Annotated in this window: 9 protein-coding genes; 5 read left to right on the top strand and 4 right to left on the bottom strand. The window is 43.2% G+C overall.

Annotation, left to right across the window (positions count from 1 at the left end; all coding sequences use genetic code 11):
- Window positions 1-97: 97 nt before the first annotated feature.
- A complete protein-coding gene (locus AAEY79_RS03150) occupies window positions 98-1,087 on the bottom strand; it encodes a LysR family transcriptional regulator (RefSeq protein WP_025651364.1) in 990 nt (329 codons plus the stop codon).
- A 781-nt stretch (window positions 1,088-1,868) separates the two neighbouring features.
- On the opposite strand from AAEY79_RS03150, the gene AAEY79_RS03145 reads away from it, so the two are divergent.
- A complete protein-coding gene (locus tag AAEY79_RS03145) occupies window positions 1,869-3,455 on the top strand; it encodes an isocitrate lyase (protein WP_025651363.1) in 1,587 nt (528 codons plus the stop codon).
- Between the two features lie 219 nt (window positions 3,456-3,674).
- Here the strand turns inward: AAEY79_RS03145 and AAEY79_RS03140 are convergent, their stop codons facing one another.
- Entirely contained in the window at window positions 3,675-4,763 is a 1,089-nt protein-coding gene (locus AAEY79_RS03140) for a DUF4349 domain-containing protein (protein WP_173239933.1), read from the bottom strand.
- 319 nt (window positions 4,764-5,082) lie between these two features.
- On the opposite strand from AAEY79_RS03140, the gene AAEY79_RS03135 reads away from it, so the two are divergent.
- Window positions 5,083-6,702, top strand: coding sequence for a CYTH and CHAD domain-containing protein (locus AAEY79_RS03135; protein WP_201565770.1), 1,620 nt, complete (start codon window positions 5,083-5,085; stop codon window positions 6,700-6,702).
- A gap of 114 nt (window positions 6,703-6,816) precedes the next feature.
- Here the strand turns inward: AAEY79_RS03135 and AAEY79_RS03130 are convergent, their stop codons facing one another.
- Window positions 6,817-7,365, bottom strand: a complete 549-nt coding sequence (locus tag AAEY79_RS03130; RefSeq protein ID WP_025651360.1) for a L,D-transpeptidase — start codon at window positions 7,363-7,365, stop codon at window positions 6,817-6,819.
- A gap of 125 nt (window positions 7,366-7,490) precedes the next feature.
- Here AAEY79_RS03130 and AAEY79_RS03125 point away from each other — a divergent pair, with 125 nt between their 5' ends.
- A complete protein-coding gene (locus tag AAEY79_RS03125; protein ID WP_025651359.1) occupies window positions 7,491-8,756 on the top strand; it encodes a hypothetical protein in 1,266 nt (421 codons plus the stop codon).
- A 267-nt stretch (window positions 8,757-9,023) separates the two neighbouring features.
- Here AAEY79_RS03125 and AAEY79_RS03120 read toward each other — a convergent pair whose 3' ends face one another.
- On the bottom strand, window positions 9,024-10,262 hold the full coding sequence (locus AAEY79_RS03120) for an argininosuccinate synthase (RefSeq protein WP_025651358.1): 1,239 nt from the start codon (window positions 10,260-10,262) through the stop codon (window positions 9,024-9,026).
- Window positions 10,263-10,623: 361 nt separating this feature from the next.
- On the opposite strand from AAEY79_RS03120, the gene pyrC reads away from it, so the two are divergent.
- Entirely contained in the window at window positions 10,624-11,694 is a 1,071-nt protein-coding gene (gene pyrC, locus AAEY79_RS03115) for a dihydroorotase (protein ID WP_025651357.1), read from the top strand.
- A 332-nt stretch (window positions 11,695-12,026) separates the two neighbouring features.
- A complete protein-coding gene (rnt, locus tag AAEY79_RS03110) occupies window positions 12,027-12,686 on the top strand; it encodes a ribonuclease T (RefSeq protein WP_037025694.1) in 660 nt (219 codons plus the stop codon).
- Window positions 12,687-12,711: the final 25 nt, after the last annotated feature.

Genomic DNA, 12,711 nt, shown 5'->3' with positions numbered 1-12,711 from the left:
ATCTTTGATAATAAATCAAGCAAATAAAAAACCAGCACATGATATATGGGCTGGTTTTATCGATTGTTTAAGCGATACTTATGTTATTCACATTTTGTTAGAACAAATGATTGATAATAGGGATATCTTGAGGAGGATTCTCTTCCTCGTCAACGATTTGACGCGCTACATGCATAATGAGCTGGCGCAACCAACGATGGGCTGGGTGATGCTGCAATAAAGGCGACCACGCCATCGTTAGCTCAAATTCAGGAATAAAAAATGGTGGCTCTTCCATTTTTATACTGTCGTTATTGGCCTGCATTTTTGCCACCCGCGTCGGCAATGTCGCAATCAAATCTTTATTGGCGGCGAGCATCGCCGGCATCTGATAGTGACGCGTAAAGACGCTGATTTGGCGTTTTTGACCCAAACGTTGCAGTGCTTGATCAATTGAGCCTAGGCCGCCAGATTTTTCTGGATTGACCCCAAATCCCACGCCCATGCCTGTCTTGGACACCCAAACATGCTGGGCTTTTAGATAGTTTTTTAGATTGAAACGGTTGGCATAGGGGCTTTCTGACGACAGCAAGCAACTAAACGTATCGCGCCATACGAGTACTTGATGGAAGCTTTGCGGTATTTCATTAAAGCGGTTGATCGCCAAGTCCACCCGTCCCTGCTCCATATCGCGATAGGAGACATCGGATGGCGTCAAGAAATCCAAAATGACGTTGGGCGCTTCGGAACGTAGCGCTTTTACTAGCTTGGGTACTAAGGTCGCCTCGGCATAATCTGAAGTCATAATGCGAAAGACGCGTGAGGTACTATAAGGGCGAAACTCGGTACGTGGCTCTAACACTTGCGTGAGGTCAGCCAATATCTCGCGAATACGTGGCTGCAACTCAAGGGCGCGCTCAGTTGGGGTCATGCCCTCTGATGAGCGTACTAATAGTGGGTCATTAAACAGCTTACGTAAGCGCCTTAGAATATTACTCATCGCCGGTTGGGTAATGCCAAGCTGTTCAGCTGCACGTGTCACATTTTTTTCTCGCAACAACACATCTAAATGTACCAATAAATTCAAATCAACCCGCTGCAAATTCATATGTATTTCTCTTTGCCTTAGAATAAATACCACTATAAATATTGGTATTTTTAGTGCTGTCATAAATATTTATCGTCTATAACTGCATAATATTACTATTTTTTTGTCTAGGGGTTCCTATAATCAGCTAATTATAACGCAAACTAGCCATCATAAGACATTGTTTTTTATATATTATAACCAAATAAAATACCCAAGATAACTATCATAAATTAGATAAATCTTGGTAAGGCAGTTATAGTGAGTGACACAGACAAGCCGTCACGCAAACAATAAACCGTAGGCTGAGACGCTGATTATAAGCTTACCGACCAACATAATATTTTAATGGTCCGTATCGATAGCAAAACCTAATCAACTGCCTAGCAATCGATTTAAATAAATTTTTTGCCAGTGATATTTTTTAGCTGATTGCCTCAATGATTATTGTAACACCTCTCATCGCCAATTATAAAACCACAGCGCTATAATTGTTTAGGTAGCACACAAAACATACTGAATGAGCGTCACGCTATCACTATGTATTAGACAATTTGTTAACTGCTGAGTTCAGCAAATCTCTTGTGTTTATAGATAGGTTTGTTTAGGGTAAGTAGGGCTGGGTTCAATATACATTTATTTTTAGCTGATATAACCATTCATTCCTTTTCGTTATGTCTATATTTATTAGATGTCGAGAACCTTAATAAAAATCTTATTTTGTATCTCTCAATAACAGACAGTCGTGATCAATTTATCACTTAATTTTTCTCGTTTTTACACCCCACCAAGGAGACTATAGATGTCAACTGTTTATAAATCAGCGATCGATTTAGTACGTGAATTAAAGCAAAAGCACGGTAACTGGCAAAATATCAGCGAAACCGATGCAGCACGTATGATGGCACAAAACCGCTTCAAAACAGGTTTGGATATTGCAAAGTATACTGCAAAAATCATGCGTCAAGATATGGAAGAGTATGACAATGATACTTCTCAGTACACGCAGTCTTTAGGTGCTTGGCATGGTTTTGTTGCCCAGCAAACCATGTATGCTAAGAAAAAATACTTTGGTACCACGTCAAAAACTTACATCTACCTATCAGGTTGGATGGTTGCAGCCCTTCGCTCTGAGTTTGGTCCTCTTCCTGACCAATCTATGCACGAAAAAACCTCTGTACCTAAGCTAATTGCAGAGATCTACACCTTCTTGCGCCAAGCCGATGCTAAAGTACTAAACGATTATTTCCGTGAGCTAAACGCTGCAGAAGAAGCCGGTCAAGACACCTCAGCTATCCTAGAAAAAATCGAAAACTTTGATTCGCATGTTGTGCCAATCATTGCTGACATCGATGCAGGTTTCGGTAACGAAGAAGCGACTTACTTGCTAACCAAGCAAATGATCGAAGCGGGTGCTTGTGCTATTCAGGTTGAAAACCAAGTATCTGATGCTAAGCAATGTGGTCACCAAGCGGGTAAAGTAACTGTACCGCATGAAGACTTCATCTCTAAACTAAATGCGATTCGTTATGCATTCTTAGAGCTTGGTGTTGAAGACGGCATCATCGTTGCTCGTACTGACTCTGAAGGCGCATCACTAACGCAAAAAATCCCAGTATCAAATGAGCCAGGCGATTTAGCTTCTAAATACATCGACTTCATCGAAATGGAAGAAGTGACGCTAGAGAACGCCAACGAAAACGACAGCTTGCTTAAGCACAACGGCAAATTAGTTCGTCCAGTACGTCTAGCCAATGGTCTATATCAGTTCCGTGAAGATACGAACATCGATCGCGTTGTCCTTGACTGTGTTACTGCTCTAGAAAATGGTGCTGACCTATTATGGATCGAAACACCGACTCCAGACGTAGAACACATCAAAATGATGGTTGATCGTATCAAAGAAGAGCAGCCTAAAGCGAAGCTTGTATACAACAACAGCCCATCATTCAACTGGACGCTTAACTTCCGTAAACAAGTAATCGCTCAGTGGGAAGAAGAAGGCAAAGACATCTCTAAGTACAATAAAGATGACTTGATGAGCGCTGATTATGACGGTACTGAGCTTGATGAAGCAGCTGATATCGCTGCTAAAAACTTCCAACGTGATGCATCACGTGAAGCGGGTGTATTCCATCACTTAATCACGCTACCGACTTACCACACCACGGCACTTAGCGTGCATGAGCTTGCTAAAGGCTATTTCGGTGAAGACGGTATGCTTGCTTATGCAGCTGGCGTACAACGTAAAGAAATCCGTGAAGGCATCGCTTGTGTTAAGCACCAAGCAATGGCCGGTTCTGACCTTGGCGATGACCACAAAGAGATCTTCTCTGGTGACAATGCCCTTAAAGCTGGCGGCGGCAAGAACACGATGAACCAGTTCTAATCACCGACACTTTATAAATACTTTTTATAAGTAAAGGTTACAAGAAAAGCCGCCCTACACTATGTAGGGCGGCTTTTTTATGAGCAGATTTAGGACGTGTCCTCAATCTGAACAAAGTACCTAAAAGTGAGGACACGCCCTACTCAATTATAAAAATGCCATCACAAACTGATTGCATTGAAAAATATTTAAAAATTAGCGTCCAATAGACAAAATGCTTCAGTCATTAGAATGGCGGTCATCAATATGACTATTGCCCTTGGTTTTTATCTCAGACCTACGTTTTGCGTTGAGCTTGGCGTGGTTCATACGCCTAGTACTTCTACGAAATTTGCGATACAGCATTTTTATGAGTCTATAGACCCCATAAAATACTGCTAGCAGTACGACAAGCCACCACAGTCTAATCAAAGTAATAGCGACTTCTCTTAACATCTCCCAACCTTGTTTGAATGCCTGACTCACTTGTGCGCTAAAGCTTGGGCGTTCAGCCTCTATCAGCAGATCTATATTCTGCGTCGTTTCTTTATAACTGATATCTGGTTGTGTAAAGGTTAGGTTGATCGTACTGTATTTCACTCTATCCGTAATATTCATTTGCTCTAACTGCGCATATTCCTGCTGTTGCCGCGCAGCATAGGTGGCGGTGATCGTATCGACATTACTGGTTTGATCTTTGTCATTTTTGCTATTAAGCCGCTCTTGACTGAGATCCTTTGCCATATCACTATTGAGCTTACTTGCCAGTTGCTCGCGATATATATCCAAAGTGACATCTTGAGCCGAGAATTCCTGTTCATTCAAAAAAGCCACTTGCTGCTGCACTTGTTTTAGGAACTTGTTCACGTTTTGTCTAGGGATACGTACGGTCATCTCAGCTTGTCGATAATAAGTCGTCAAAACAACATTTTTATCCCCTTGCACAAAACCACGACTATCACGCTCCCGATTGCTAATATGACTTGATGCCACATAACCGCTTTGCTGATAGGTCAGATTCTCAATAGCGCTACTGCTCTCAACCACATCCTCTACTTTGAAGTCAGCTGCCGCCGTAATCAGTAATGTCTTCCCTGCTATTTTGATATCAGCCGCTTGGCTATTAAGGGTCTGCTCACTATCATTGGATAGGTTTTCTACTTGTAACTTAAGCGAGTCTTTATTATTGGTATCTGATATATCAGCACCCTGATCTGTTATCTCTTCAACCGCTTGTTCCGTCGTCACATATTCAGTCTCAGCGCTACTCTGTTCTGATTCATACTCCTCATTTTGTGGACTGCAGCCACTAGCGACAATAGTAGTCAAGGCTATAACGCTACATACTTTAAGCCAGTTAGCAGTTTTGTAGATAGAATCACTGTAATCCGATGCTGACGTGTTTGGTTTAAAGGTTTGCCTGACAGAAAAAGCCCTTGTCTTCTTTAATCTCGTTTTCATCGCTGCAACTCCATTTTTATCTTACTTTTGTTTAATTCCTTGCCCTGATTATAATGATTATTTGCCAAAAGTATATTGTTAGCGATAAAACGCACGCAAACAGTCAAAATTTCACTTGTGATTATGAGATAGCTTTCATACGATGTTATTAAGTTGATTATAATTATCAAACAACTAGGAATATACGATGCAAGAAATAGAGCTGAAATTTTTGGTACCGGAGGCACGGTTAAAAAGTCTAATGCGTCAAGCTCAAGTCAAATCGTCACAAGTACTGCAACTGGCCGCACATTATTTTGATACCCCTGATCAGCAACTGGCGCAAGCGGGTATTGGTCTGCGTATTCGTAAAGAAGGCGATGCTTGGGTACAGACCATCAAAGCAGGTGGTGATGGTATTGCGGCGCGCTTAGAGCACAATGCCGTATTGAATAATGAGCAGGTACAAGCAATGCTCGACAAGCATGAGCTCATGCCAGATTTAACGATTTATCAGGGCACGCCAATTGCACCAGCATTGGCGGTATTTAACCTCAAAAAACTGGCTCAGCAGCTTAATCGTCAGTATGTCACTGATGTACGGCGTACCACGCGCTTGCTGGTAGAAGAGGATAGTGAGCAAGGCGACAATATGATCGAGATGGCGTACGATTATGGCGAAATCATTCATGGTAATGATGATAATCATCGAGAGGCCATTCAAGAGATCGAATTTGAGCTAATCTCAGGAGATTTAGATTTTTTATTTATCACCGCAAAAAGCTGGTGTCAGCGTTATAAACTCTGCTTGTCTACCGTGACGAAAGCGGAGCGCGGTGGTCTACTTATCCAAGGACAGCCCCATAGCCCAGCAGTTAGCGCTAATCTTAGTCAGCTAATGGTTAAAAAAGACGGCAGCATGCCCGCCTTTGTCCGTGCGGCAGTCCATAACTGTCTGCTACAAATACTGCCAAACAGCAGTGCTATCGTCGCTGGCAGCACAGATGATGCGCATGTTCTACAATTGCGTATCGGTATTCATCGCCTGCTTACTACGCTGAAAGCCTTTGCAAGCTTCTCTGATGAGATCAACCCGGATTGGCCGCTGATACTGAAACAAACCGCCAACTTATTGGCTGATTATCAAGAGGTTGCTTATCTTGCCAGCCATATCGAGCCGAAATTACAAGAGCATGGCGCGCCTGTGGTTGATTGGTCTACAGATATGAATACGGTCAAGATTAACCCTATCGATGCAGTACGAGCCAATGACTTTCAGCTGACTTTGCTCGAGCTAATAGCTTTTACCATGAGTGACCCAAACCTTGAGCCCAAAGCTGATAAGCTTGCCCGTGATAAAATAGTAAAAGTACTTAGCAAACAGCATAAAAAAATGCTCAAAGCTATACAAAATCTTGATGATATCAATAATGCTGAACCAGATAGCTCTGACTTAGAAGGCTCTGATTTAGAAAGCCATGATTTAAAAAGCTATGATTCATATAGCAACGATAAGCAACAAGCCCAGCATAAATTACGCCATCAGCTAAAAAACTCACGTTATATCAGTGAATTTGCCACGCCGTTATTGCGTAAAAAGGGGGCTAAAAAGAAAAATAAACGCGGGTTAAAACGTCTGATCAAAGCGCAAAAAGCACTGGGGCGATACCTAGATCATAATCAATACCAACAGCGTTATCAGCAAAAATCCACAGTGGATACCAATGCTTTGTATGGCGCCGGTTGGTTTGCTGCTAGGCTAAGTGATGACTATAATCGCCATCATAAACGCTTGGCTAACGTTAAAGATAACGATATATTTTGGTAGTCACCATTAGGTAGACATATTTATATCGACATGAACGCTTAGAAAAGACAGCTCAATGCATTATGGCTATCTTTTTAGGTTTCATTGTTTATTAATACAGTACCATTGAAGGGTTTATAAGATGTCTTTCTCACTCGCTACAATCGTGACGGGTGTACCCTCTTCGACTTGTTCAAACAACTCGATAATATCTTGGTTGCGCATACGCACGCAGCCATGTGAGTAAGGCGCGCCCATCGGTTCGCTGTCTGGTGTGCCATGAATATAAATATAACGCTGATAAGTATCGCAGCCACCTTGGCTATTGCGACCTTTATTAACCCCTTCCTCAACACCGCTTAACCATAAAATACGGCTCAATATCCAATCACGCTCAGGATGTAGAGCCCCAAAGTCGGCACTATATACTTCTCCTGTAGGCACACGACCGACAAACACAGCATTACGAGGTGCGCTACTGCCTATTTTTTCTGCGATAACATGCTTGCCAAGCGGGGTACAGCCACTGTCTTGTTGGCTGCCAATGCCATTTTTGGCGGTAGAAACTAAGTATTGAGCGAGCTCTTTATTCTGCTGATATACCGTCAAGGTCTGCTGAGCGATATTAATCAGTAACGTCGTAGCGATATCTGTATTTGGAGCAAGGTCTGCGTTATTGGTCATAGCGGTCTTCCGGCTGTCATTTGGAGTATTATTAGCAAAATGATTGAGATTTTCTATTATTAAGGGATTGTATCAAGGCTTTTGGCACCGTAATATAGGGGCACACTTTTTGATGCTAGCAGATTATGACGACTATTTCACCGACACGTGTGTCGATGTATGATTTTCTATATCAAGATACCCAGCCGATGGTGTCATTATTGGCTGATGCCGCCAAGCTTTCTTTGCCGCAAGCGCGCTTGGCAATTGATTGCAGTTTGCAGGCCATTATTAGTGCCCTTCTCGCTTATCAGCAGCGCTATCAAGGTCAAGTCGTTAGCAAAAAGCTGTTTGGACGCAGTGCTGTCAAAGAGCTTAGGCAATACAACTCGATGAATTTTGCGACCATCAGTGCGACGTTATACCATCGCCACGATGCTGCAGACGCCATATTTAACGATAGTGCTCGCGTGATAAAGGCCAGTGAGTACATTGCAAACCGCATTGATGCTACGACGCCACAAGTGCAGATTTTACTGACATCGCTATGCGTGATTGTGCTGCGCGAGCTGGCTATTTTAGCGGAATACAGTCAGCTTGATAATGATGAAATTAATAAATGGTTTGCATTGCAGCCACAGTTTTTGTCGATAGATCGATTCGCCGCCGACCAGACCCAGATAATGCCTACGACCTTAGCCGACACTGATAATAACAAAAGCAGCACTTTGTCTTCAGACGCTACAGAAATAGTATCGGAAGATGGTGCAGAATGTGAGTTGTTAGATGCAGAGCAACTCTTAAGTACGCCACCACCTTTCGATCCTTATTGGTACAAACTGAATAATTTTAAAGCTGATAATTATGAGCCGGCACAAGATATGCAGCTGGCTACTGGCAATTACTTAAAGGCGATTGGCCGCTCTACTGAAAACATTCAGCAAGGTGGACACAATGATTTATTGATGTTTGCAGAAATGACTGCCGTTACCTTACCGCATCAGCGCTGGCTATTGCAGTTGGCCAAGATTTCAGAAATATATTTACAACGTAATCGGCTACGTATTACCTCGGAACCTGCTACCCCGCCAAAACCGCCGCTGGTTAGCTTAGGGTTGATCGGTGGGAACAATGACAATACACCGGCCACTACCAGTGAAAAACCGATTGAATATGATGCGGCCACACCACTTTGGAAAAACCCAGTGATTCTTATCATTATTGTGGTCATTGGTGTGCTTGGGGCGCTGGCTACTTTAAAATACCAAACGCAAAAATCTAACGGTGCCGTTCCAGCAACCGAAGAGGTCTTAGCGCAAGAACGCAGCGAGGAACGTCAGCAGCAAGATGTGGCCATTGTCATAGTAGATGATGAAGCAGCTGGTGGCACAGAAAAAGCGAAAACTGAATAGATATCAGCAATACCGTCGCGTTTTTAGAGTATTTTGGCGATACAGTTTCACCAATCACTATCATCCATAAAAAAGCAGAGACACTATCAATATAGGTCTCTGCTTTTTTTGTGATTTATCAGCTCAATTAACTATTATCTAACGATAAATAGCTAGAAAGCTTATACCATGCACAAAAATTAGAGTAGTAAGGAAAAAGAGTGCAAATACTACGCATTGTAGGTTAAGCGATTTTGACACAGCTAATCGTCTTTTTGGCGTTTGGTATTATTTTGATAAATCACGACCACGGCTGGCTTCAATTGCTAGACGTAAGCCATTCAAACGAATGAAACCTTCTGCGTCTTTTTGATCATAAGCACCAGCATCATCTTCAAAAGTGGCAATTTTTTCATCGAACAATGAATCATCAGACTTACGACCGACGACGCTCACAGCGCCTTTATACAGCTTCACACGTACGGTGCCGTTGACATATTCTTGTGACTTGTCAATTAATGCCTGTAGCATCATACGCTCAGGGCTAAACCAGTAACCATTATAGATAGTCTTGGCATAACGAGGCATTAGCTCATCTTTTAGGTGTGCCGCTTCACGGTCTAGCGTTAGCGACTCAATACCGCGATGCGCTTTTAGCATAATCGTACCCGCTGGCGTCTCGTAGCAGCCGCGTGACTTCATACCGACATAACGATTTTCGACGATATCTAAACGACCGATACCATGCTTACCACCAATCTCGTTGAGCTTAATCATTACTTCATAAGGCTTGAGCGCTTCGCCATCAATCGCAACGATGTCGCCTTTCTCATATTCTAGCTCTAAATACTGTGCTTCGTCAGGGGCTTGTTCTGGGCTAACTGACCAGCGCCACATGTCGTCTTCTGCTTCGGCATACGGATCTTCTAGGATACCGCCCTCATAAGAGATATGCAGCAAGTTGGCATCCATTGAGTACGGAGATTTTTTCTTATTGCCCGCATAATCAATCGCAATATCATGCTCTTTGGCATATTCCATCAAGCTCTCACGACTCGATAAATCCCATTCACGCCAAGGTGCGATTGTCACTACATCTGGTGACAAGGCAACGGCACCTAGCTCAAAACGTACTTGGTCGTTACCTTTACCAGTCGCGCCATGACTGATGGCATCAGCGTTATGTTCTTTAGCGATTTCAACCAAGCGCTTGGCAATGAGTGGACGCGCAATAGAAGTACCTAGCAGATACTCGCCTTCATAAATGGCATTGGCACGGAACATTGGGAATACGTAATCACGAGCGAACTCTTCACGCAAGTCTTCGATATGGATATGTTTGATACCCATGGCTTTAGCTTTGGCACGCGCCGGCTCCACCTCTTCGCCCTGACCGATATCAGCGGTAAAGGTAATCACTTCGGCATCATAGGTTACTTGTAGCCACTTCGCGATGATTGAGGTGTCAAGACCACCTGAATAGGCCAGTACGATTTTATTAATATTTTTTGGATCAAGCTGAGCCATGAATAACTCCTATTATGAGAATTTATTGTCGAATACATTTAATAAGACGTAAAAATGCGAATGATGAGATAAAATCAATAAAAGATATATTGCTTGCTCAGTGTACAGCATATTTACTATTGGCAAAAGTGTAACTGCCACAAGGTACTAGCTTTTGCTGTCAATGCCTCTGTCATCCCTCTGCATTATTTGTCCAAAAATACACACTCATGATGATAAGAACAATAACCCATGAATGCTGCAAAGACATTTTGCCGCTTATCTCGTCACGTATTTAGTCGCACTGACAAATCTGTTATTATAGCCACACAGTATCATTCCCTATTATTCCCAATACGACGATATAGAGCGCGACGACACTATGACTGATTCGATTACAGAATTGACCATCCTTCAGCCAGATGATTGGCATATTCACCTTCGTGATGACAGCGCCTTAGCTACTACTGTACCGCATTCAGCCAGTAGCTTTAACCGTGTTATTTGTATGCCAAATCTAGTGCCGCCTGTCAAAAATGTTGACGATGCGCGTGCCTATCGCGCACGGATTATGCAGCAGCTACAAGCCAGTGACTTATCTGCTGAGCGCCAAGCCGCATTTGACCCGCGTATGACGTTATACTTAACGGACAGAACGACAGCACAAGATATCGAAATGGCAGCACAATCGGGTATCGTCCAAGCAGTCAAGCTCTACCCTGCTGGTGCTACCACCAACTCTGCGGATGGTGTCACTGATATCAACGCCTGCGTAGATGTCTTTGAAGCGTTAGAAAAACACAACCTACCACTGCTATTACATGGTGAAGTGACGCAAGACCATGTGGATATTTTTGATCGCGAAAAACGTTTTTTAGATGAGGTACTGGCACAAATTATCGTTAAATTCCCAACACTAAAGATTGTGGTAGAGCATATTACCACCAGTGATGCCGCTGACTTTGTCTTGGCGCAAGGCAACCATATCGCTGCTACCATTACGCCGCAGCATTTGATGTTTAACCGCAACCATCTATTGGTCGGTGGCATCAAACCGCACTTTTATTGCTTGCCTATCTTAAAGCGTGAAAGCCATCAAAGAGTATTGTTGGATGTTGCTACCAGTGGCAATCCGAAATTTTTCTTAGGCACTGATTCTGCTCCGCATGCCACAGATAAAAAAGAGGCTGCGTGTGGCTGTGCCGGTTGTTATAGTGCCGCTACTGCGCTACCGTTATATGCCACCGCTTTTGATAGTGTGGGCAAAATAGACAAACTTGAAGGCTTTGCCAGTCGTTTCGGTGCCCAGTTCTATGGGCTGCCTGTTAATGACAGCACAATTACCCTCATCAAAACACCTATGCAAGTACCCGCAGACTACCCATACTTTGACGGTAGCTCACTGACACCGCTTATGGCTGGTGAGACGTTGCCTTGGTCTCTTAAAGTGTAACGCTTGCTCAATGCTAACAGACCCTAGTTTATTCTAAAGTATCAGTGATACCCTTGTGGCAAGCGGTGTGGCTGATATTTTAGTTTGTTCTTGATTTCATTTTTTAATTCAATACCACTGCACGACTGATAAAAGCGATTTAACTTAATATGACCACTCAAACCGATGCGACCTTGCCTGCAGACGACCCATCAAATAACGTCGCTAATAGTCATCCAAATAGTGACTTAGCGACTGATAACACTGATAACGTTAATAACATTGATACTAGTAGCGTCGACGCTAACAACACCGACAGTAAAGTGGTGCCAGATAATGACACCCAAACACCGATGAGTCTAAGAGACCGTTTTCGTAAGTTTATGCCTGTCGTGGTCGATGTCGAAACCGCGGGTTTTAACTCGCAGACCGATGCTTTATTAGAGATAGCTTGTATTCCGATTTTGCTGAATGAGCACGGTGTATTTTATCCCGGTGACGCTTTTAATGCCCATATTGAGCCTTTTGAAGGTGCCAATTTAGAACCAAGTGCCCTCGCCTTTACGGGTATTGACCCCAATAACCCAATGCGGAAAGCCATTGCAGAAGATGAGAAAACGGCACTACGCCGCATTTTTAAGGGTTTAAAAGAAGTGCGCCGCGCTGAAGACTGCCGTCAATGCGTGTTGGTCGGTCATAACGCCCACTTTGACTTGGGGTTTTTAAATGCAGCGGTGCTACGTACTAACAGTAAAAGCCACAACCCTTTCCATAACTTTTCCGTCTTTGATACCGTAACCCTCGCCGCGCTTGCTTTCGGTCAGACAGTATTGGCACGCGCCTGTAAAGCTGCAGGTCTTGACTTCGATGGTAAAGACGCCCATTCAGCCTTATATGATACCCAAAAAACAGCCGAGCTGTTTTGTCATATCCTTAACCACTATCCTATGTTGTCTAATGCTTTACATACCGAACAAAGCAAAGTAGAGTTAACAGATAACGACGCGCAATAAAAGGTTATTTTTACAGTAATAACTG

The organism is Psychrobacter sp. GW64-MNA-CIBAN-0177, assembly GCF_040309585.1.
GTDB lineage: Bacteria > Pseudomonadota > Gammaproteobacteria > Pseudomonadales > Moraxellaceae > Psychrobacter > Psychrobacter okhotskensis.
The sequence above is the reverse complement of the archived record's forward strand: the minus strand, read 5'-3'. Positions and strand labels throughout refer to the sequence as shown.

What these genes read in the sequence shown, in the direction of transcription:
- AAEY79_RS03150 (WP_025651364.1), bottom strand. Translation starts at nt 1,087, where the DNA reads ATGAATTTGCAGCGGGTTGATTTGAATTTATTGGTACATTTAGATGTG.
- AAEY79_RS03130 (WP_025651360.1), bottom strand. Translation starts at nt 7,365, where the DNA reads ATGACCAATAACGCAGACCTTGCTCCAAATACAGATATCGCTACGACG.
- AAEY79_RS03120 (WP_025651358.1), bottom strand. Translation starts at nt 10,262, where the DNA reads ATGGCTCAGCTTGATCCAAAAAATATTAATAAAATCGTACTGGCCTAT.
- AAEY79_RS03145 (WP_025651363.1), top strand. Translation starts at nt 1,869, where the DNA reads ATGTCAACTGTTTATAAATCAGCGATCGATTTAGTACGTGAATTAAAG.
- rnt (WP_037025694.1), top strand. Translation starts at nt 12,027, where the DNA reads ATGAGTCTAAGAGACCGTTTTCGTAAGTTTATGCCTGTCGTGGTCGAT.
- pyrC (WP_025651357.1), top strand. Translation starts at nt 10,624, where the DNA reads ATGACTGATTCGATTACAGAATTGACCATCCTTCAGCCAGATGATTGG.
- AAEY79_RS03125 (WP_025651359.1), top strand. Translation starts at nt 7,491, where the DNA reads ATGACGACTATTTCACCGACACGTGTGTCGATGTATGATTTTCTATAT.
- AAEY79_RS03135 (WP_201565770.1), top strand. Translation starts at nt 5,083, where the DNA reads ATGCAAGAAATAGAGCTGAAATTTTTGGTACCGGAGGCACGGTTAAAA.